The organism is Collimonas sp. (genome assembly GCF_044339385.1).
Taxonomy (GTDB): domain Bacteria; phylum Pseudomonadota; class Gammaproteobacteria; order Burkholderiales; family Burkholderiaceae_D; genus Collimonas.
Genome location: NZ_JBIIVN010000016.1, coordinates 1 through 20588, shown reverse-complemented (window position 1 = coordinate 20588; position 20588 = coordinate 1). Strand labels below are relative to the sequence as shown.

General features: G+C 58.7%; 15 protein-coding genes and 4 pseudogenes. 7 read left to right on the top strand and 12 right to left on the bottom strand.

The genetic code is table 11. The features are described from left to right. Positions 1-85 precede the first annotated feature (85 nt). A pseudogene (locus tag ACIQ0R_RS02330) lies at positions 86-1012 on the top strand (NAD(P)-dependent oxidoreductase). Positions 1013-1108: 96 nt separating this feature from the next. On the opposite strand, the gene ACIQ0R_RS02325 reads toward ACIQ0R_RS02330, so the two are convergent. From ACIQ0R_RS02325 to alaC, 7 genes and pseudogenes are all read right to left on the bottom strand, one after another. Next, a complete protein-coding gene (locus tag ACIQ0R_RS02325; protein ID WP_395823296.1) occupies positions 1109-1654 on the bottom strand; it encodes a nucleotidyltransferase family protein in 546 nt (181 codons plus the stop codon). A gap of 168 nt (positions 1655-1822) precedes the next feature. Then, entirely contained in the window at positions 1823-3898 is a 2076-nt protein-coding gene (locus tag ACIQ0R_RS02320; RefSeq protein WP_395823294.1) for an FAD-dependent oxidoreductase, read from the bottom strand. A gap of 120 nt (positions 3899-4018) precedes the next feature. Next, on the bottom strand, positions 4019-4303 hold the full coding sequence (locus ACIQ0R_RS02315; protein ID WP_395823315.1) for a TssQ family T6SS-associated lipoprotein: 285 nt from the start codon (positions 4301-4303) through the stop codon (positions 4019-4021). 113 nt (positions 4304-4416) lie between these two features. Beyond that, positions 4417-6123, bottom strand: coding sequence for a protein kinase (locus ACIQ0R_RS02310; protein WP_395823292.1), 1707 nt, complete (start codon positions 6121-6123; stop codon positions 4417-4419). A gap of 267 nt (positions 6124-6390) precedes the next feature. Further along, positions 6391-6747: a type VI secretion system-associated FHA domain protein gene (locus ACIQ0R_RS02305; RefSeq protein WP_395823290.1), complete on the bottom strand. Its 357-nt coding sequence runs from the start codon at positions 6745-6747 to the stop codon at positions 6391-6393. Then, positions 6710-7552, bottom strand: coding sequence for a type VI secretion system-associated FHA domain protein (locus ACIQ0R_RS02300; RefSeq protein WP_395823288.1), 843 nt, complete (start codon positions 7550-7552; stop codon positions 6710-6712). Before ACIQ0R_RS02300 ends, ACIQ0R_RS02305 begins: the two co-directional genes overlap by 38 nt. 427 nt (positions 7553-7979) lie before the next feature. After that, positions 7980-9162: pseudogene (gene alaC, locus ACIQ0R_RS02295) on the bottom strand (alanine transaminase). A 221-nt stretch (positions 9163-9383) separates the two neighbouring features. Between alaC and ACIQ0R_RS02290 the strand changes: the two are divergent. The 4 genes from ACIQ0R_RS02290 (at position 9384) to ACIQ0R_RS02275 (ending at position 12844) form a co-directional block, all read left to right on the top strand. Further along, positions 9384-10655, top strand: a complete 1272-nt coding sequence (locus ACIQ0R_RS02290) for a DEAD/DEAH box helicase (protein ID WP_395823286.1) — start codon at positions 9384-9386, stop codon at positions 10653-10655. 255 nt (positions 10656-10910) lie between these two features. Beyond that, positions 10911-11942 carry a Glu/Leu/Phe/Val dehydrogenase gene (locus ACIQ0R_RS02285; protein ID WP_395823284.1) on the top strand — a complete coding sequence of 344 codons (1032 nt, stop codon included), beginning with the start codon at positions 10911-10913 and terminating at the stop codon, positions 11940-11942. Between the two features lie 20 nt (positions 11943-11962). Beyond that, complete coding sequence (locus ACIQ0R_RS02280; RefSeq protein WP_395823282.1) at positions 11963-12115, top strand: hypothetical protein; 153 nt, start codon at positions 11963-11965, stop codon at positions 12113-12115. A gap of 192 nt (positions 12116-12307) precedes the next feature. Beyond that, positions 12308-12844 (top strand): methylated-DNA--[protein]-cysteine S-methyltransferase, encoded by a 537-nt coding sequence (locus tag ACIQ0R_RS02275; protein ID WP_395823280.1) that lies wholly within the window; start codon positions 12308-12310, stop codon positions 12842-12844. 7 nt (positions 12845-12851) lie between these two features. Here the strand turns inward: ACIQ0R_RS02275 and ACIQ0R_RS02270 are convergent, their stop codons facing one another. Further along, positions 12852-14057, bottom strand: coding sequence for a geranylgeranyl reductase family protein (locus tag ACIQ0R_RS02270; protein WP_395823278.1), 1206 nt, complete (start codon positions 14055-14057; stop codon positions 12852-12854). 285 nt (positions 14058-14342) lie between these two features. Beyond that, positions 14343-15206, bottom strand: a pseudogene (locus ACIQ0R_RS02265) (MipA/OmpV family protein). Between the two features lie 158 nt (positions 15207-15364). On the opposite strand from ACIQ0R_RS02265, the gene ACIQ0R_RS02260 reads away from it, so the two are divergent. Continuing rightward, entirely contained in the window at positions 15365-16069 is a 705-nt protein-coding gene (locus ACIQ0R_RS02260) for a winged helix-turn-helix domain-containing protein (RefSeq protein WP_395823276.1), read from the top strand. A 299-nt stretch (positions 16070-16368) separates the two neighbouring features. On the opposite strand, the gene ACIQ0R_RS02255 is transcribed toward ACIQ0R_RS02260, so the two are convergent. Both ACIQ0R_RS02255 and ACIQ0R_RS02250 read right to left on the bottom strand, forming a co-directional pair. Next, the gene (locus tag ACIQ0R_RS02255; protein ID WP_395823274.1) at positions 16369-18387 is read right to left on the bottom strand and encodes a M3 family metallopeptidase; all 2019 of its coding nucleotides are present in this window, start codon (positions 18385-18387) and stop codon (positions 16369-16371) included. Between the two features lie 108 nt (positions 18388-18495). After that, entirely contained in the window at positions 18496-18975 is a 480-nt protein-coding gene (locus ACIQ0R_RS02250) for a DUF1348 family protein (protein WP_395823272.1), read from the bottom strand. 158 nt (positions 18976-19133) lie between these two features. Here ACIQ0R_RS02250 and ACIQ0R_RS02245 point away from each other — a divergent pair, with 158 nt between their 5' ends. After that, the gene (locus ACIQ0R_RS02245; RefSeq protein WP_395823270.1) at positions 19134-20081 is read left to right on the top strand and encodes an MFS transporter; all 948 of its coding nucleotides are present in this window, start codon (positions 19134-19136) and stop codon (positions 20079-20081) included. A gap of 10 nt (positions 20082-20091) precedes the next feature. Here the strand turns inward: ACIQ0R_RS02245 and ACIQ0R_RS02240 are convergent. After that, positions 20092-20460, bottom strand: a pseudogene (locus tag ACIQ0R_RS02240) ((2Fe-2S)-binding protein); the annotation flags it as partial. Positions 20461-20588: the final 128 nt, after the last annotated feature.

The window sequence follows — 20588 nt, the reverse complement described above, 5'->3', positions numbered from 1 at the left end:
GTTACCGAAATGGTTACCAAAGTAGCGTCGGCCATTGCACAGCGGCGGCAAAGCCGCCGCAAAACCAGCGACGTCAAACTGCCAGATGGTTCAGGTGTTATATTTCAACGCTCTGCTTGATATCTCAACGCAAGCGTCATTTGAAAGGAACACGATCATGGCAACTATCGCTTTTCTCGGCACCGGGCTGCTCGGCAGCGCATTCGCAGAAGCCGCAGCAAAACGCGGCGACACAGTCACCGCATTGAACCGCTCCATCGATAAAGTACAAGCCCTGGCGCCGTTCGGCGTCACGGCAGCAGCGACGCCCGCCGACGCCGTGCGTGGCGCATCCAGAGTGCATATCGTCTTGAAAGACGATGCCATCGTCTAAGAAGTCATCTCGGCAGCACGCAGCGGACTGTCGCCTGAGGCCATCCTGATCGACCACGCCACCACGCTACCCGCACTGACCGCCGAACGTGCCAAGCGCCTGCATGCGGCCGGCATCAACCATCTGCACTGCCCGGTTTTCATGGGCCCGGCAGCTGCCCGCGCGGCGCAAGGCTCGATGCTGGTCGCCGGCCCGAAAGCGCTGTTCGAAACGGTGCAGGCAGAGCTCGCCAACATGACCACGCGCCTCGAATACCTCGGCGAACGCGCCGACCTCGCGGCCGCCAACAAACTCTTCGGCAACGCCATGATCATCGGCCTCTCCGCCGTCATGGCCGACATTCTCACACTGGCGCAGGCAAGCGATGTCCAAGGCGAAGGCGCCGTCAAACTACTAAGCCTGCTGGACCTGAATGCAATGGTCGCAGTGCGCGGCGTGAATATGGCAAAAGGCAATTTCACCCCAAGCTTCGAGCTGGCGATGGCACGCAAAGATGTGCGCCTGATGCTGGAAACCACAGGCGACCGGCCAATGGCGGCGTTACCTGCGGTTGCCGCCAGAATGGATCAGCTGATTGCGGCCGGACATGGGGCTGAGGATGCGAGTGCGTTGGCGATTGATGCGGTGGCGCGGGGGTAGTCGTTTGCGCGTCTGAAGCGGCGCTTGTCGCGCAGCCTTGGGTAATTTACGCGCAGTCCTCGACTGCTGAGGTTGTATTGACGCCGCCATTCAAGTCTACCGAATCCGAAGCCACAGCCAGCGCGCCTGGTACGACGCTGCCTTACGTTCGAACAAATCGCGGTGAGGTATCAATGGATTCATCGTCAGTACGCCGTCACACAATTTGGCTAGTCCGTTTGGCGCATAGATGGAGCCTGGGCGGACGCCAACACAGGTCGCGGGAATGAGAAAGCGATCAATGCCATCGCAGGTACTATGCAGCGCCTCGTAAGGATGACCGAAGTATGATTCATACCAAAGATGTACCCGCGCCTGGTTCGATGCTTCAATCTTGACTCCCAGATCGGCCAGCAAAGCATCCACACGTGCCTGTACATTTTGCTCGGCCGCCTCACTCAGATCGTCGGCATCGAAGTAAAACAGGTCGTAGTCTTTGATATCGGCTTCCGGCGCGCGGCCGGCTTGCAGATTCCAGACTGTCTGGAACAGGCATCCTGCGACCAGCCACGCATCCGGGAGCGCCAGCGCATCCCAGCGATCGAGGATAATGCGATTGATCGGATTGGCCAGGATCGCGGCGAGAAAATGGTCTGGCGTCACAACGGGCGCTCCTTTATCCGGTAGTTACCTTGTACTGTAATATTGCTAGAAGTTGCGACGTGGCCCGAGAACCAGCAAAAGGCTATGGGGTCAGATCTGTTGCAAGGACACATTTCACGTCTTAGCGTGGATCGCCCCCTTCCGACTTTAATGAACACAAGCAATTTCTCACAAGCCCGCCGCCAACTCCGCCCCCTCCCGTATCGCCCGCTTGGCATCGAGCTCACTGGCAAACGACGCGCCGCCAATCACGTGATAGCGAGTGCCGGTTTGCTGCGGTTTGGTCTTGATTGGTGCGCCGGGTTTGCCCGGCGCCAGGCGTTCCGACGGCACCAGGTCGTGCTGCGATTCCTGACCGGCGCAGATGATGACGTTGTCGACCGCCAGCAGCCGCTGTTCGCCGCCGATACGGATGTGCAGGCCTTGGTCATCGATGCATTGGTAATCGACGCCAGTCAGCATCTGTACGCGGTTGCGTTGCATGACGCTGCGATGCACCCAGCCTGATGTCTTGCCTAAACCTGCGCCGACTTTGCTTTGCTTGCGTTGCAACAGATGGATGTCGCGCAGCGGCACCACTGTCTCGGGCTGGCGCAGGCCGCCGGCCTGGGTGGCCAGCGGATCGACGCCCCATTCGTTCATCCAGTTGGCAATCGGTACTGGTAGCGCCAGGTGCGGGTCGTGCAGCAGGAATTCGCAGAGGTCGAAGCCGATGCCGCCGGCGCCGATGACGGCGACGCGTTTGCCGACCGCTGCATTGCGTTGCAGCACGTCGAGGTAGGATAGCACCATCGGATGGTCGATGCCGGGAATGCGCGGATTGCGCGGCAAGACGCCGGTGGCGACGATGATGTCGTCGAAACCTTGCGCCAGCAATTGCTCGCGGCTGACGCGTTGGTTCAGCTTGAGTTCGACGCCGCTGCGTTTTAGACGGTGCTGGAAGTAGCGGATGGTTTCGTTGAATTCTTCTTTGCCGGGAATCCGCCTGGCGATATTGAACTGGCCGCCGATTTGCGCAGCGGCTTCGAACAGGGTGACTTGGTGGCCGCGTTCGGCGGCGACGCTGGCCGCCGACAGACCGGCCGGGCCGGCGCCGATGACGGCGATGCGCCGCGCTTTGACGACAGGGCGATAAACCAGTTCGGTTTCGTGGCAGGCTTGCGGGTTGACCAGACAAGTGGCGCGCTTGTTCTGGAAGGTGTGGTCGAGGCAGGCCTGGTTGCAGGCGATGCAGGTGTTGATTTCGTCGGCGCGGTTTTGCTGCGCTTTCAAGACGAATTCGGGATCGGCGAGGAACGGCCGCGCCATCGATACCATGTCGGCATCGCCTTCGGCCAGAATTTGCTCGGCGACTTGCGGCGTGTTGATGCGGTTGGAGGCGATGACCGGAATGCTGACCGCTTGCTTGAGGCGCGCCGTGGCGGCGCGGAAGGCGCCGCGCGGCACCGAGGTGACGATGGTCGGGATGCGCGCCTCGTGCCAGCCGATGCCGGTATTGAGCAGCGTTACGCCAGCGCTTTCCAGCGCTTGCGCTACCGCGACGACTTCGTCGCCGGTGTTGCTGTTTTCGACCAGATCGAGCAGCGATAACCGATACATGATGATGAAATTTTTGCCGACCGCCGCCCGCATGCGTTGCACGATGTCAATCGCCAGCCGCATGCGGTTTTCAATGCTGCCGCCCCAGCGGTCCTGACGGCGATTGGTACGGGGCGACAAGAACTGGTTGAGCAGATAACCTTCGCTGCCCATGATCTCAACGCCGTCGTAGCCGGCGCGTTGCGCCAGTGCCGCGCTGCGCACATAGGCATTGATGGTGGATTGAATCCCGCGTTCGGTCAGCGCGCGTGGTTTGAACATTGAGATCGGCGATTTGATAGCCGAGGCCGAGACCACCAGCGGTTGATAGCCGTAGCGCCCGGAATGCAGGATCTGCATCACGATCTTGCCGCCTTCTTCGTGCACGGCTCTGGTCAGGCGGCGATGATTGAAGATATCGCCGATGCTGTTCATGGTGCCGCCGAAAGGCAGCAGCCAGCCTTGGCGGTTGGGTGAGATGCCACCGGTGACGATCAGGCCGACGCCGCCTTTGGCACGGGCGCGGAAATATTCAGCCAGCTTGGCATAGTGGAAGAAGCGATCTTCCATGCCGGTATGCATCGAGCCCATGACCACACGGTTTTTCAGCGTGGTGAAACCAAGATCCAACGGGGCCAGCAGGTGCGGGTAGACGGGATGGGGCATGAGGGTTCTTAGCGTTTTTTTAACAGGCCGCGACATTTTAAAATGTCGGCTACTGCATGGAATTTACCCGAAAAGTTGCGGTGTATCACTCAAATAGCGCGACTATCGCGACGATTAGAATCAAAAACCTAGTGCCAGCCTGTCTGCGGCCGGTTTCTTTGCGTTGGCGGCCTTGATTGCCGCTGCTTTTTTGGCTTGATTGAAGACCGCCCCCCAGCATGGATGGCCTTTTTGTCCCGACGTCAGATCGAAATCCGGATCCGGCTTAAGCGCTTTTTCAAACTGCTGTCGACACAGTTTTCTACTGGACGTTACGCAATAGCTAAAGGCCATGTATTTCAATGCTTGGCTCTGGAAAGCCGGATCTGCCGACCAGATCTCCTGAGCGTTGGCGAGGCGCTTGATGGCGCCGCCATGATTGCCGTCGTTGTAGAGGGCGACACCCTCGGTCAGCGCCGGTGGCAGCAGCGGCGCCGCCGCTATGGCCGAAGATTATCGTCATTGAGCGGCCTGATTGATTAATGGCTGTTTGTTGACAGAGCTGCCGGGGAAGAAAAATCGAAATCGATTTGACCTGGCTTTTTCTTCGTCACATTGATCTCTACGGCGTGCTCAGGAAAGTTGGGATTCATCACACGTACCTGATGCTTGCCTTCGGCCAGAACCAGTTTCTTCAATGGCGGCGTGACGCCTTTGGTGCTGCCGTCCACCACAACCTTACCCCAAGGCTTGATGGCTAGCGTGACGATACCGGTAGAGTCAGCCAGCCTGGCCTCGGCTGGCTTGGCGTCCATCGGTGCCGCGGCATTCTGATTCTCTGGCACGCCCCCGGTGTGCGCCTCTGATAAACGGCCACGCGCCTGTGCGCGGTATTTTCCGTCCGGGTACTTCTGGATAAAGGCATTGGCTTGCCGTGGTGTGGCATCGCTATCTTGTTGTTTCAGGGTCTCCCAGGCCATTGTTTCGTCATCGAGTACCTGCTCAGCGGAGTTTGCCGCCAATCCCGATTCGGTTGCGATGGCCGCGGTCGGCAGCGGCACCCTGCCCGGATGAACTACGATAGGAATAACATCTGGCTCAGGGCTTGGTTGAAACAGAAAAAAGGCAACGCCTGCCAGTGCGCAGATGGCAGCGGCACTCGCCCAGCGTAAGTGCGAACCTAATAAATTCTTCGTCATCGCGGCTTGCGGCAGCGCTGCGGGCGATGCCGTGCTGCCTGACGATTTTTTGCCCTGGCGGTGTAAAGAGATCGGAGTGGCGAGGTCAACGTCGGGCATCGGCAGCGATAATTCCAGATCCAGCAATTGACGGAATTCTTCAATCGATTGCGGCCGGTCTGCCGGCCTTAGCGCCAGACCTTTGTCGATCGCCGCCAGAAATTCCTTGCTGAAGCCGGGATAGTCGCCATTTTGCAAGCGTGTGATCGGGTCCTTGATCATGCGCGCTACCGAGCTCGGCGGCGTAGTCTTGACGATGGCAAAGTAAATGACCGCAGATAACGAATAGATGTCGGTCCATGGCCCCTGTTCCATCAGGGCGTCGTCGGCGTACTGTTCAATCGGCGCATAGCCGGGCCTGAGGATGACCGTTAGCGAATGCGGCATGTCGCTGATGATCTGGCGCGCAGCGCCGAAGTCCAGCAGTACCGCTTCGCCGCTCTTCTGGATCATGATGTTGTCGGGCGAGATGGCGCGATGCAGAATCTGCGCCCGGTACATTGCCGCCAGCGCTTCCAGCATCGGCTTGAGCATGCTTTTAAGCCAGGCTTCGGTGATCTGTGCCGGTGAGTTCTGCACCACGCTTTTCAGGGTGCGGCCGTCGTAATAGCGCATCGCCATGTAGGCGGTATTGTTTTGCTCCCAAAAGCGGTAGACCTTGATCAGCGCCGGATGGTCGAACTGCGCCAGCAGACGCGCTTCCTTGATGAAACTCTTGAGGCCGACGGTAAAAGTTTCGCGGTGACGCTGCGAGCGCACCACCACTTTCTGGTCCGGGCCGCGTCCGGCAAAAGCGCCCGGCATGTATTCCTTGATCGCCACCATGCGGCGCAGCGAGCGGTCAAAAGCGAAATAGACGATGCCAAACCCACCTTCGCCAATGACGCCGATGATTTCAAAGTCAGCCAGACGTGTGCCTTTTGGTAAGCAGTTTTCGACAGCCGTTACTGCTGTTGCCGCTGTTGCCGCTGTTGCTTCCATAGACTCAATCGGCTTGAGGTTTTGCATATTCAGTTGGGTACCGCTTGGTTAAATACTGGTGCGCTTGATATTTCACCAGTTTGCTAGCGCGGCATTGCGTCATACAGGGCCGTGATAATGACGGCACATGGCATGCCGTTATAGAGCGTGATTTATAGAATCTGTTCACCGATCCGCCGCCGTGTGTTAACCGCTGCACATCGGGCTCAGCCATTGCCGCGCATAGCCCTGTATAAACCGTTGTGCGGGGTGATTGCGCAAGGACTGGCTGAAATTCGTTGCTTGCTCACCCCTCTAGTTATGCCGCCCTTCTTTCTTCATTTTCTCGACCTTGCGTTCGTAGGCCTGTAAAAAAGATTTCCCGAAAAGCACCTGGAATTCATCGGCCGACGCTTCGTCGACGATGTCCTGGAAGCACGCGACATACGCATCCCACAGCCTGGCCTTGCGTGCCGCCGGCATCAACCACTCCAGAAATCCCGCCGGTTTCTGGCGCTTTTCTATGACCTCAGGATTGAGGCGCTGGACCATCTCGTGCATGGTTGCCCGCATGCCCGATACCACGCCGAACTGATGCGCATGCAAATCCTGGTAGGCGTCGCGCATGGCTTCGTTAGCGCCCATGAAGCCCGGCATTTTCTTGCGTAGCATCTGGATCAGTACGGTCTTGGCTATCGGTAAAGAATTTCAGCGGATTATTGTTTCTGACTACCACCTTGGTCACATCGGCATGGGCTTCGCGCTTGACCAGCGCGCGCGATGCGTTCAGATCAATCGTGCCTTGCACCGCCGTCGCCAGCAGCCTGCCGACGGTTTCCATCATTTCCGGCGTCAGCACGGGCGCCAAGGCTCCGGCCGGCAGGCCTGCACCTTTCATGAAGGCCAGGATCAGCGCGTGGTTGTCGGCGTGCCTGGCCGGATCTGCTGCAGCGCTGGGTTTTTCCTCTGCGGCCAGGCCCTGCAATGGTGTACTGGCAGTGCTACCGGTGCCGGCGACCAGTTCCAGGTTCGGCTGCGTCGCTGCCGCCTTGCGGTTTTCCGAAACGCTCGGCAGCGCCTCCGGAATGTCGGTGAACTGGTTTGGGTTGATCGCTGCATGCTCTCTCTGGCTGCTCATGTCCGGGCTATCTTTCATTAAGTTGGGCTGCGCTTCGGCGCGCAACAAATAAAGTCCAATCTGGATTTCGTCGCCTGTCTGCAAATCGCATTCGCACTCGGGATTGATCTCGTGGCCATTCAGTAGGATCGGATTGGCGCGGCTAAGGTTGGTAATCTTGTGCTGCACGCCATCGCTTTTAACCGCAGCCTGAGTGCGGGAAACGTAATTGCGGAAATCCGGTAGGATAAAATGGTTTTCTTCGCTACGGCCCAGGGTCTTCGGCTCACGGCCGAAAACCGCCGACAGAGGCGGTGCGGGCGCTACGCTGTTGGAAGAAACAACATTGATTTTAATCATCAAATACGCTTCCTGGAGCTGATGTCGCATTTGCATGCGCAGCGCAAATCTGCGCCGGATTGGTTGCAGCTGAACTGGGAAAGAATTACATGCTTGGCAGCAAGTTTCATGCCCAACAAGTGTGGCCAGGAATTCAGCGTAAATGCTCGGCAGATTACCTTGATATTGCCTATGTGGTCACCAAAAGCCGGGTAATCGTAGGTCTGCCAAGCGCCAAAACTGCCCTCGCTTGTCATTCGTGGTGACGTTTTCTGTCAGCCGGAAAAGTGGCCCGGCAGTGCCGTGCGTGTGGCTGCGTGTGGCTGCGTGTGGCTGCGTGTGGCTGCGTGTGGCTGCGTGTGGCTGCGTGCTGGCAGGTAGCGGCGAGTGTGTAATCACGATGTTGAAATAGCCGGATGGCATTGCGCCTCATCCGGCTGCTGCGTCATTAGTCCCGCAACATGGCCTTGATGCCACGCACGGCCTGACGGATCCGCGCTTCGTTTTCGATCAGGGCGAAGCGCACGTATTCGTCGCCATATTCGCCAAAGCCAATGCCGGGCGAGACGCAAACCTTGGCTTTTTCCAGCAATTGCCTGGAAAATTCCAGCGATCCGAGGTGGCGATAAGCTTCTGGAATACGCTCCCAGATGTACATCGACGCCTTTGGAATATCTACCATCCAACCGGCCTCATGCAACCCCTTGGCCAGCACGTCGCGGCGGCTCTGGTACTTGGCGCAGATGTCCTTGACGCATTGCTGATCGCCTTCCAGTGCCGCAATCGCCGCTACCTGTACCGGCGTGAAGCTGCCGTAGTCGTGATAGCTCTTGATGCGCGCCAGGGCGGCCACCAGTTCCTTGTTACCGACCATGAAACCGATGCGCCAGCCAGCCATGTTGTAACTCTTCGAGAGCGTGAAGAACTCCACCGCGACATCGCGAGCGCCCGGCACCCGCATGATTGACGGCGCTTGCCAGCCGTCAAAAACGATATCGGCGTAGGCCAGGTCATGTACCACCAGGATGTTGTGCTCCTTGGCCAGCTTGACTACGCGCTCAAAGAACTCCAGTTCGACGCATTGTGCAGTCGGGTTGGAGGGAAAACCCAGCACCATCATTTTTGGCTTCGGATAGCTTTCCCGTATCGCCCGTTCCAGCTCGTCAAAGAAATCCACACCGGGGCTCATGCGCACCGAGCGGATATCGGCCCCGGCGATGACGGCGCCGTAAATGTGGATCAGATAACTCGGATTCGGCACCAGCACGGTATCGCCGCGATCAAGCGTTGCCAGCATCAGGTGCGCCAGGCCTTCTTTGGAACCGATGGTGACGATGGCCTCCGTATCCGGATTGAATTCAACCTCGTAGCGCGTCTTGTACCAATGCGTAATCGCCCGCCGCAAACGCGGAATGCCTTTGGAGGCGGAATAACCGTGGGTGTCGGTGCGTTGCGATACTTCGATCAACTTGTCGACGATGTGCGGCGGCGTGGCGCCGTCTGGATTGTCCATCGACATATCGACAATATCTTCGCCGCGACGCCATCTTCAGTTCGGCGGTAATATTGAACACGTAGGGAGGCAGGCGATCAATGCGCGAAAATCTGCGCGGAGTTGGGGATTCAGACATGTTTTTCTCTCACGTAAGCGCCCGGAACCGTCCGAGCGACGTTGGAACGGCTGTGCCATCGGTGCAATACACATGGGGTTGTTCCGCCAACGATTCTAGAGAACATCCGGCGCTCGTGCAATCCGCCGCAATCCGCCTATCTGCAAATGGTAAGATGGCGACCCGCAAGCCGGAAACCGGCGCGCTTCATTGTTCCCAATACGCTGTCAAGGCCCGCCATCATGTCATTTTCCTCTCTGGGTCTGTCCCCTGCCATCCTGCATGCCATCGCTGAACGCGGTTATGTGACGCCAACCCCGGTCCAGCTCGCAGCGATTCCCGCCATTCTGCGCGGCGGCGATGTGCTGGCTGCGGCGCAAACCGGCTCCGGCAAGACCGCCGCATTTGCGTTGCCGTTGCTGCAGATATTGCTGGAAGCCCGCAGCGAAAAACCACGGCGGCTACGTGTACTGATTCTGGTGCCCACGCGCGAACTGGCGCAGCAGACTGCGCAAGCCATACGCCTGCTGGCGCAGGCGGCCGAGCAACCTCTGAAAATCGTCGCGCTGTTCGGCGGCGCGTCGATCAATCCGCAGATGATGGATCTGCGCGGCGGCGCCGACATCGCGGTAGCGACGCCGGGCCGCCTGCTGGACCTGGTCGACCATAATGCGCTTAGCCTCGGTAGCGTGTCAGTGTTGGTGCTGGACGAAGCGGATCGCTTGCTGGACATGGGATTCGCCGACGAGATCGGACGCATTCTGGAGCAATTGCCGAAGCATCGCCAGAGCTTGTTTTTCTCGGCGACTTTTGCCGCCGATGTGCACGCCCTTGCCGCCAGGATGCTGCAACAGCCGACGCACATTGCCATCCCGGCGCTGGCGCAGAACCAGCCCGCTATCGAACAGCGCGTGATTCTGGTCGATGCCGGCCGGCGCACGCAGTTGCTGCGGCATCTGCTGAAAGAAAACAACTGGGGCCGGGTGCTGGTTTTCGTTGTCACCAAATACGCAGCGGAACATATCGCGGAAAAACTACAACGCGCCGGCATCAAGGCCAGCGCCTTCCACGGCGAGTTCAGCCAGGGCGCGCGCAACGAGATACTGGCGGATTTCAAGGCCAGCAAATTGCAAGTGCTGGTTGCCACCGATGTCGCCGCACGCGGCATCGACATCGCCCAACTGCCGGTGGTGCTCAACTACGATTTACCGCGTTCAGCGGTCGATTACACACATCGCATCGGCCGCACCGGCCGCGCCGGCAAGAGCGGTATTGCGATCAGCTTCGTCAGCGCCGACAGCGACGCGCATTTCCGCATGATAGAAAAAAGACATCATCTGAAGTGCGTGCGTGAGCGAGTTGCCGGCTTCGAACCGGTTGAGATTGCGCTCGCTGCAACCGCAACCGGCGATGCGCATACCCAGCCGTCCAATGGCGGCATCAAAGGCAAGCGCAAGAGTAAGAGTAAGAAGGACAAGCTGCGCGAGGCGGCGGCGCGCGAAGAGCCAAAATAATTCGGGCAATCCATGCCCGGGGACTGTTGTTTTCTGCATTATCAATACGGTAATTTATTCGCTTGCCGACGAACCCGATTGAGTTTCACATGACGATAAATTACACTCTCGCCTGCGTGACACAATCACGGCAATGCCGTTGCCGACGCTAACCGCTCGTCAACTCCAGCACAATTACTGTTAACCCTTGAACACCGGAAAACCATAGCCCCTCCTACCCGGACGCGCGCATGCTATCCGTACGAAGCCAAAAGCATGAGTACTTTCATTTTTAACGAATTGAATTTCGATCACCACGAACAAGTAGTCTTCGTTTCGGAAGAAAAATCCGGCCTCAGAGGTATCATCGCTGTCCACAACACCAACCTTGGCCCGGCCATGGGCGGTTGCCGCATGTGGGACTACGCCAGCGAAGCCGTCGCCGTCAACGATGTACTGCGCCTTTCGCGCGGCATGACTTATAAGAACGCGGTTGCCGGGCTGGCTATCGGCGGCGGCAAAAGCGTCATCATCGGTAATCCGAAAACTGCCAAGACTCCCGCCTTGTTCGAAGCCATAGGCGAAGCCCTGGAACGCCTTGGCGGCCTCTACATCACGGCGGAAGACGTCGGCACCAGCCCGGCCGACATGGCGCATATCGCCACCAAAACCAAATACGTTGCCGGTCTCGGCGCCAGCGGCGATCCATCGCCATTCACCGCGCTAGGCTGCTTCGTCGGCGCCCAGGCGGCCGTCAAGCATTACCTGGGACGCGACTCGCTGCAAGGATTGACCGTTGCAGTACAAGGATTGGGCAATGTTGGCTACGACTATGCGCGCCGTCTGCACGCCGCCGGCGCCAGGCTGATCGTTACCGATATCGATCAGGCTGCACTGGAACGCGCACGCAACGAACTCGGCGCCGAAGTGGTCGCGCCCGACGCCATCTATGACGTCCAGGCCGACATCTACGCACCGTGCGCGCTCGGCGCTACACTTAACCCGGCCACCCTGAGCCGCCTGCAAGCCAAAATCGTCGCCGGTGCCGCCAACAACCAGCTGGCCACCGCCGATATCGGTGAACTGCTGCGTCGCAAGGAAATCCTGTACGCGCCGGACTTCGTGATCAACGCCGGCGGCATCATCAAGGTCTGCTACGAGTATTACCAAAAACCGCAAGCCGATGTGGAGGCACACGTGCGCGAAATTGGCGTCACCTTGGCCGAAGTGTTCAAGCGTGCCGACTCGGAAGGTTTGCCAACCAGCGTCGTTGCCGACAAACTGGCTGAAGCGCGCTTCAAGAAATAAGGTGGGGATTGCGGTTAGACATGGGGGCTTTCCTCATGTCGCATCGCGCCTTGGCGGGCACCCCCTGGCTCGGCAGCAGAGTCTGGGCGGGCCCTGCTCCGCGCTCCGGCCCTACCCCCTGCCCAGGCCGCCTGTTCTGGCGACGCCTGTTCTGGCGACGCCTGTTCTGGTGACCCCGTCTCGGCGACCCCGTCATTCCCTTAATAAGCAGCTCAGTAATGTGGATCCCCTGTTTACCCCAGCATGCTGCGCCACCTGCTTGTCCCGGCAGAGAATGCGACCGCAAGACTCAAGCTGCAAAAAAGTCCACCGATCTGTAGACTGTCGTCAGATGCTAAATACAGCTGTCCGACAGGAGCGCCGTCATGAATCTGTTTCTCCGCCGCGTCCCCTCGCCCATCGGCGTCATCCTGCTGGTCACGGACAGCCAGGATCGCGTGCGTGCGCTCGACTTCGAGGATTATGAATTGCGCATGCGCAGCTTGCTCACTACCCACTACGGTCACTACAGCTTGAGCGATGCCACTTCGCCAGCCAGCGCCGGGCCGGCGCTGTTGCGCTATTTCGCAGGCGAACTGGATGCGTTGCAGGGGATTGATGTCGCCACCAACGGTAGCGAATTCCAGCAGCGGGTGTGGGCCGCATTGCGCCAGATTCCACCGGCGCGGATGACCACCTACGGCAAACTGGCAACGCAACTCGGCCAGCACAACGGTGCGCGTGCGGTCGGCAGCGCCAACGGCGCTAATCCGATTGCCATCATCGTGCCGTGCCACCGGGTAGTCGGCGCTAACGGCAAACTGACCGGGTTTGCCGGCGGCCTGGAGCGCAAGGCATGGCTGCTTGGCCATGAGCGTGCCGAGGCCGGGGATCAGCAGACCATGCGGCTGCCAGGTTTCTGACAATCCGCTAGCAGAAATTGTCGGCCGTCGATTCCGGCGCCTTGCTCGGCAGCAGCCAGCGCGGCAGGTTAAGCGCGGTCTTGCGCAGACATTCACGGTAGCTGATGTCGCCACTGATAAGCCGCGCAAAATCATGGTTGATCTTCTGGTTCAACACCAGATGCGAGAAGGCGAATTGGGGGAAGCGGTAGATCAGTTGCGCCATCCATGATGCGGCACGCAGTTCGGGCAGCAGCTCGTGTCGCAGCAGTTGGCTGTAGCGCTCGGAATCGGCGCGCAAACCATCCTCGGCAATCGCTCTGGCTGCAATCGTCGCGCTCTTCAATGCAAAATAAATACCCTCACCGAACAATGCTTCGGCCAGGCCGGCGGCGTCGCCCAGCAACCAAATCCGGCCGCGCTGGAACAGTTGGTGGCGGTTGGCCAGCGGGATGATGTAGCCGTGATATGCAATCCTCTGTACCTGCTGCAAGCTGGCATATGCCGCCGTGAAGCGATCCAGGTGGCGGCGTAGCGCGGCGCCGCCGAAAGGTGAGTACACACCGACATTGAAGTGATCGCGCTTGGGAAAAATCCAGCCATAGCCGTGCGGCATGCCCTCGAAGTCAAACAGCGCACGCTGGCCGAAGCGTTCCAGAGCATCGGGCGCCGGCCAAACCATCGCCTCCAACGCCGGCACGTAAGACACCAGATCCTTGCCAAAAAGCGTGTTACGCACCGCACTGGCAGCACCGTCGGCGGCCAGCAGCAAACGGCAGCGCAACAGCCCGCGGCTGGTGTTGACGCGAACTGTCTCGGCGCTCTCGGTGGCGTTGACGAATGCGGTTTCAGCGAGGAAGTGTGCGCCGACGGCGCTGGCGCGATCCAGCAGCATTTGGTCGAACTCGCTGCGAACAACGGTGCAGGCGGCAATCGGCTGCATTTCCTTGATGACAGCGTCGCGGTGACCATAGTTCAGGATCGCAGCGTCGATAGGACGGTGCAGGGTGGAGCCGAGATCAAAGCCAAGCAGAGCCATCGACTTGCGCGAAAGCCCACCGCCGCACGCCTTGGGGCGCGGGAATGCGGCCTGGTCGATGATGGTCACCCGCAAGCCTTGCTGGGCCAGTAACCACGCCAGATGCGAGTCGGCCGGCCCGGCGCCGACGATTAATACATCAGAGATGCCAGCGATGCCAGCGATGCCAGCGATGTCGGCAGCCTCAACAGACATGATGATTTGGCAGTTCCGCAAAATGCTGCCGCAGTACGGGCGCGACGCTGCGCTGAGCCTCTGGACGTATCGACGACTTCATCAATAGAGCCTCGCAACTATCTCAATCCATAATCCGCCACAGCTTGATTAACTTACCGGGCTACGTCGTCAGCATAGCTGAAAAACGGCAATCTTTGGCAGTGGCAAGCCGATTTAAACAATGCAATCGGTTGCCGCGACAAGCGGGATCAGCTTTTTGCCGTGGACGTGCTGCTCTTCATTGCTGGAGACGGCGCCACAGTTTTAATACGCATAGGTCACGAACATAACAGCATTCGGCGCAAGCCGGCGACCCGTCAGCGGGCTCTTGGCCGCATCGCCTTGCAAGCGCGTCATCCGCAATGTTCTATGCAGGGCCCATTTGGCGTCAAACTGATGCGTCCAGTTAAGGTTAGCGCTTACTTGATAGATGCCGCTTTTGGGCGTGAAAGCGTTGAACCCCGAATTTTCTTGTTGCAACGCGGTGACGCCATAATAGGTTTGCATACATTTGCTGTCGCCCAGACTGGCCGTCGTCGCCAGCGATAATTTGTCTTTAGCGTCGGCGTAGAACGGGCTGGAAACAGTGAAGTGGAAGGCATTGCCGTTATTTCTCTGGGACACTGCGAGATCGGCCCTTACGTTCAGATCAAGCCACTCTGCAGGACTGTAACCCCAGCCCAGGATGGAATTGATCGATCGCTCGATGTCGCCCATACCGCGCAGGCGCGAACTACCGTCAGAGAAACCGTTGTTTCGATCGTTCTCTGAGCGGCCGCCTCAGTAATTCAATGCCGCGCTATAACTGAACCTGCCAAGCTTAGTGCTATAGCCAATACCGCGCGCGGTGCTAATGAAGAAACCATTCGGGTTGGAATAATCCAGCAACAGGAGCGGCTTGACTACGTTCTGGTCAGAGCCTGAATAACGTGGTCCGCTACCAATGCCGGCGCCTATGACGAACGTGCTGTCAGTCGCCGCGCCGGTCTTGGCTTGTTGCGCGCTGGAATTTTTAGCCGATAACAGGCCGACGACGCAAAGCACCACCAATACGCCGACGGAAGGGCGAGTTGTTGAAATAACGTAAGCATTACCGGAGGGAGATGATCTTATATGACGGTTTTTCATATTCAGCTCTTTCTGGAAAATTAACAAATAGGCAATTATCCATAGATAATATGAAGAATGGGTGAGTCATTCATGAGTACAGCGTGAAGAGCGTGAAGAGTCGCGCAGCAACTGCCTCTTCATTTTTTCTTCATATTGATGTGCTTAAATGCAATCCTATGAAGATACTGCTGATAGAAGGTGACCTTGATCTCGGCAACCATGTGCGTATCGTCCTGTCCGAGCAAGGCTTGGTAGTAGTGTGGGTGCGTCGGCTAATCGATGCCGAGCGCGCACTGGAGACGGGTACTTGTGATTTGCTACTGCTGGGCATATCGGACAGCGAAGGTCTGCATCTTCTGGCGCGCTTGCGGCGTGAGAAAAGCTGCTTGCCGGTGATCATCCTTAGCGCCAGTGACAACATCAACGATCGTCTGCTTGCCTTCGACAGTGGTGCCGACGATTATCTGGTCAAGCCCTTTGTGATGGTCGAACTGATCTCACGTGTGCGCGCCCTGGTCCGCCGTAGTTACGGTTTCGACGGTGAAACCCTGGATTTACGTGATTTGTCACTGCACGTGCCGACCCGCTGTGTCACCGTGGGGAAGCGGAAGGTGGAACTGACCGCTAGCGAATGCCTGTTGCTGAGCACGCTGCTGATCCGGGCCGACCGCGTGGTCACGCGTCGTACATTGGAAGAACTAGCAGTGCCAGGTGGCCGCAATAATGCCAGCAATACGCTGGACGTCCACATAGCCAATTTGCGGCGCAAGATTGGCGACGGCTATATCCGCACAGTGCGCGGTATCGGTTTCGTGATTGACGCACCGGCGGCAAGAACAGAGTCAAAGTGCGGCTGGAAGTGCAGCGAAAGTACCCATTAGAAGCATAGATTAGTACCGGAGCGGTTAAATTACCGCCGCAACGCTATTCCCCCGGCTGACTGCCAACGTCATTTCTGCGGCGCCTGCGGCGCCAATATTTCTTGCAAATCTCGCTCTCCGCCGTATTCCCGCGATTTTTCATGGCCATCAACGACAAGCGGGGTGGCGCTTGTGCGCACGCATAACGGCAAATGCACCTGTCTTGGCAGGAATGGACAAAAACTGCCCACCCCACTTGTTACGCCCAAACCGTCACTCCGGCGAACGCGTGAGTTGAAATCTGCCGCCGCAAAGACTACTTAAGCAATCAACCCGCGCTTGGCCAGCATCGGCTCCACCTTCGGATCGCGGCCGCGGAAGGCGCGGAAAGCCTGTGCTGGATCCTGCTTGTTGCCGGAACTGTAGATGTGGCGCTGCAAACGCTCGGCAATGGCTGGCTGGAACGGGTCGCCAGCTTCGATAAAGGCATCATAAGCATCCGCATCCAGCACTTCGGCCCACATGTAGACGTAATAACCGGCAGCATAGTCGGAACCGGCGAACAGATGCTGGAAATGACTCAGGTAATGGCGCTGGCCGATGTCCTGTGGGATGCCCAGCAATTCGGACTGCTGCGCTTCAAAGGCAGCAAGGTCGACCTTGCTGCCGTTCGGCAACGAATGTAACGCCATGTCGATCAGCGCCGGGCCGGCGTACATGATGGTGGCCCAGGCCTGGTCAAACTGCCGCGCACGTTCCAGTTTCTCCAGCAGCGCTGGCGGAATCGCCGCGCCGCTCTGGTAATGACGTGCATGACGTTGCAGCACTACTTCTTCTTCGGCGCAGTTTTCGAAAATCTGCGACGGCAATTCAACGTAATCCTGCAGCACCTGAGTGTCGGCCAGGCGTTCGTACTGCACCTGCGATAGCAGACCATGCAGGCCGTGGCCGAATTCATGGAACAGCGTACGCACATCGTCGAAACTCAGCAACGCCGGCTCGGCCTTGGCGAAATTGTTGTTATTGATGACGATCGGCAGCGTGCCGCCGTTATGACCCGACTGGCTGCGGAAGATGTGCATCCAGGCACCGCTGCGCTTGCTGGCGCGCGCGTAGTTGTCGCCGATGAACAGCCCGATCACTACATCCTCACGGTTACGTACTCCCCACAGGCGCGCATCGGGATGATGCAGCGCGATGCCATGCTGCTCGACAAAGCGGATGCCGAACAGGCGCTGGGCGCAATCGAACATCGCGGCGATCATGTTTTCCAGCGCAAAATAGGGCTTCAGTTCGGCATCATCGAGATCGTAACGGGCCTGCCGTACTTTCTCGGCCAGGTAGCGCCAGTCCCACGCTGCGATCGGAGTCGGCTGGCCAAGACTGCGCGCCATCTCAGTCAGTGCTGGGCGATCTTCTTCGGCCTTGGCTTTAGCCGGTTCCCAGACCTTGCCTAACAGCGCCAAGACGGCTTGCGGATGGCCGGCCATGCGGTCGATCAACTGGTAATCGGCGTAGGTGGGATAGCCGTGCAATCGCGCCTGCTCTTGGCGCAAGGCGATGATTTCGGCAGCTATCGGACGATTGTCATGCGCGCCAGCGTGGGCACCACGTGCGGTGCGGCCGCGCCATACGGCTTCGCGCAGGTCACGCCGTTCGGAAAACGTCAGGAAAGGTTCGGCCAGCGATGGCGACAGCGTAATTACGTGACTACCTGGCGGCAAGCCACGCTCCTGTGCCGCCACACGCGCCGCTGCGCGCAAGAAATCGGGCAAGCCGGCCAGTGCCGCCTCGTCTGCCAGTTCCAGCGCAAAGCTGGATTCGTCGGCCAGCACGTTTTGGGTGAAGGTCGTGCTCAGGGCCGCAAGCCGTTCGGTCAGGACGCTATAACGGGCCCGAGATTGCGGCGGCAGGTTGGCACCGGCGCGCACAAAATCCAGGTGCACCCGTTCCAACAAACGCAACTGTACCGGGTCCAGATCCAGTTCCGCGCGTCGTGCGTACAACGCATCAATCCGCGCAAACAAACCGCCATGCAGGTAGATCGCATTCCGGTGCGCCGCCAGTGTTGGCGCCAGTTCGACTTCAACCGCTTGCAGTGCCGGCGAGGTTTCGCTGGCGCTGAGGTTTTCAAACAGCAGGCTGATGCGGCTGTTGAGGCGGCCGCTGGCATCAAACGCGGCCAGCGTATTGGCAAAATCGGGCGCAGCCGGTTGGTTGGCGATTGCATCGATTTCGGCCAGATGGGCCGGCAACGCCACAGCCAGGGCCGGCGCGAAATGCTCGGGCTTGACCAGATCGAAAGGCGGCAATCCGTACCGGGTATTCCAGTCTTGCAACAGCGGGTTGGTGGCGTGCGAACAGTCATGGCAGTTAGTGTCCGGGCTAATGAAGAGGACACTATTGTATCGCTCCGAATAAATTTTCACGCCAGCCGCACCATGTTGTTATAAACCCAATTCGCTCAGGCCTGGATGATCGTCCGGTCGGCGTCCTAGCGGCCAGTGGTATTTGCGTTCCGCTTCCTTGATCGGCAGGTCGTTGATGCTGGCGTAGCGCCGATGCATCAGGCCGTTGTCGGCAAACTCCCAATTCTCGTTGCCATAGGAGCGGAACCAGTTGCCCTCAGCGTCGTGCGACTCATAGGCAAAACGCACCGCAATGCGGTTGCCTTCGAAGGCCCACAATTCCTTGATCAGGCGGCACTCCAGTTCACGCTCCCATTTGCGGGTCAGGAACTGCACGATCTGCTCGCGTCCCTGCGGGAATTCGTGGCGATTGCGCCAGCTGCTGTCAACCGTATAGGCCAGCGCTACGCGCTGAGGATCGCGGCTGTTCCAGCCGTCTTCGGCCATCCTTACTTTCTGGATTGCGGTTGCGCGGGTGAAGGGTGGAAACGGCGGGCGGGCTTCGCTGCTTTGGCTCATGTAAAGCTCCTTGGTGAACAGGAATTAAGCAAAAAGTAAAATGTGGTGAGTTTTTTGTGCTCCTATTTTGACGTAGAAATCGCCGTTTGTGGCGACCCGCAGCAGCGTCTGCTGATAACGGATAAAGTGTCGGCCTGGATGATTAAAGTCGACCTTAAATGACAAATACACAAACCTCCAAACTCAGTGCCAGCCTGGTCATCGTGATGTCGATCGCCACCGGGGTCGCCGTGGCCAGCAACTATTACGCCCAACCCCTGCTGCATACGATCGCCTCGCGCTTCGGTATTTCCAACGGCAGCGCTGGCTTGATCGTGACCGTAGCCCAGCTTGGCTACGCGTTGGGTCTGGTGCTGCTGGTGCCGCTGGCAGACATGGTGGAACGCAAGCGACTGATTGTGGTGATGACCCTGCTCTCGGCTTGCGGTTTGCTAATCACCGCCAGCGCGCAAAGTATGCTGTTCGTACTCATCGGCACCGCGCTGACCGGCTTGTTTTCTGTGGTGTCACAAGTGCTGGTGCCATTCGCGGCGACCTTGGCCGCACCGCAAGAGCGTGGCAAAGTGGTCGGCCACGTGATGAACGGCCTGCTGCTGGGCATCCTGCTGGCGCGCACCGTGGCCGGCTACCTGTCGGCGTTGGGTGGCTGGCAAACCGTTTACTGGTTCGGTGCGGCGCTGATGATTTTGAATGCAATCGCACTCGGGCGTGCGTTGCCGCGCCATCACCAGGTTCAGCATCTCAACTACCCGCGCCTGCTAGCATCGATCCTGACTTTATTCGTGCGCGAACCGGTGCTGCGCACCCGGGCTTTGCTGGGCGCCCTTATCTTTGCCGTGTTCAGCGTGCTGTGGACATCGATTTCGTTCCTGCTGGCGGCGACGCCATTCAACTACTCGGACGGCACCATCGGCTTATTCGGTCTGGTCGGTGCCGCCGGCGCACTGGCTGCATCCCATGCCGGACGGCTGGCCGACCGCGGCAAGGCTGGATTGTCGACCACCATCGGCCTGGCGCTGTTGCTGCTGGCATGGCTGCTGCTGGGGTACAACGAACCAGTGACACAGCTTGCCGCCGGCTCGTTCCACGATGCCGGCAGTCATTGATGATTGATGCTTATGCGCCCTCTTCGATCAGGATTTCCGACAACAATTTTTTAATCTCGGGAACGCATGAGCCGCAATTTCCACCTGCCTTGAGGCAGGTGGTGACCTGCGCGACACTGGTCAATCCCTGCTTGCGCACTGCATCGCAAATGGTATTGCGGCCGACGCCGAAGCAGGAGCATACGGTCGCTCCGGTATCTGCGCCCTTCTCGATTGGCTGACCGAGCAACAGGCCGACGCGATCGGCGTCATCCAGTTTTTCCTTGCCGAACAGGCCCGCCAACCACGCGTGTGACGGCAGGTCCGGGCGGGGCGAGAGGAACAGGCAGGCACTGATGCGGTCGTCGATCAGATGCACAGCCCGATAGATGCCGGCGCTGACAGTTGGTGTTGAAGCACTCCTTTTTTAGCGATCTCGTTAAAGAACAAGGGAGGTGCTACGGGCGTAGCCCGTAGCACCTCCCTTCGTAGATTGAATCAGAATGGTTCATCAGGTGCTTCGGCTTT

Excerpts from the sequence above, each read along its gene's own strand:
- ACIQ0R_RS02270 (WP_395823278.1), bottom strand. The coding sequence starts at position 14,057 with ATGTCTGTTGAGGCTGCCGACATCGCTGGCATCGCTGGCATCGCTGGC.
- ACIQ0R_RS02260 (WP_395823276.1), top strand. The coding sequence starts at position 15,365 with ATGAAGATACTGCTGATAGAAGGTGACCTTGATCTCGGCAACCATGTG.
- ACIQ0R_RS02320 (WP_395823294.1), bottom strand. The coding sequence starts at position 3,898 with ATGCCCCATCCCGTCTACCCGCACCTGCTGGCCCCGTTGGATCTTGGT.
- ACIQ0R_RS02275 (WP_395823280.1), top strand. The coding sequence starts at position 12,308 with ATGAATCTGTTTCTCCGCCGCGTCCCCTCGCCCATCGGCGTCATCCTG.
- ACIQ0R_RS02280 (WP_395823282.1), top strand. The coding sequence starts at position 11,963 with ATGGGGGCTTTCCTCATGTCGCATCGCGCCTTGGCGGGCACCCCCTGG.
- ACIQ0R_RS02300 (WP_395823288.1), bottom strand. The coding sequence starts at position 7,552 with ATGATTAAAATCAATGTTGTTTCTTCCAACAGCGTAGCGCCCGCACCG.
- ACIQ0R_RS02250 (WP_395823272.1), bottom strand. The coding sequence starts at position 18,975 with ATGAGCCAAAGCAGCGAAGCCCGCCCGCCGTTTCCACCCTTCACCCGC.
- ACIQ0R_RS02310 (WP_395823292.1), bottom strand. The coding sequence starts at position 6,123 with ATGCAAAACCTCAAGCCGATTGAGTCTATGGAAGCAACAGCGGCAACA.
- ACIQ0R_RS02245 (WP_395823270.1), top strand. The coding sequence starts at position 19,134 with ATGACAAATACACAAACCTCCAAACTCAGTGCCAGCCTGGTCATCGTG.
- ACIQ0R_RS02285 (WP_395823284.1), top strand. The coding sequence starts at position 10,911 with ATGAGTACTTTCATTTTTAACGAATTGAATTTCGATCACCACGAACAA.
- ACIQ0R_RS02305 (WP_395823290.1), bottom strand. The coding sequence starts at position 6,747 with ATGCTACGCAAGAAAATGCCGGGCTTCATGGGCGCTAACGAAGCCATG.
- ACIQ0R_RS02290 (WP_395823286.1), top strand. The coding sequence starts at position 9,384 with ATGTCATTTTCCTCTCTGGGTCTGTCCCCTGCCATCCTGCATGCCATC.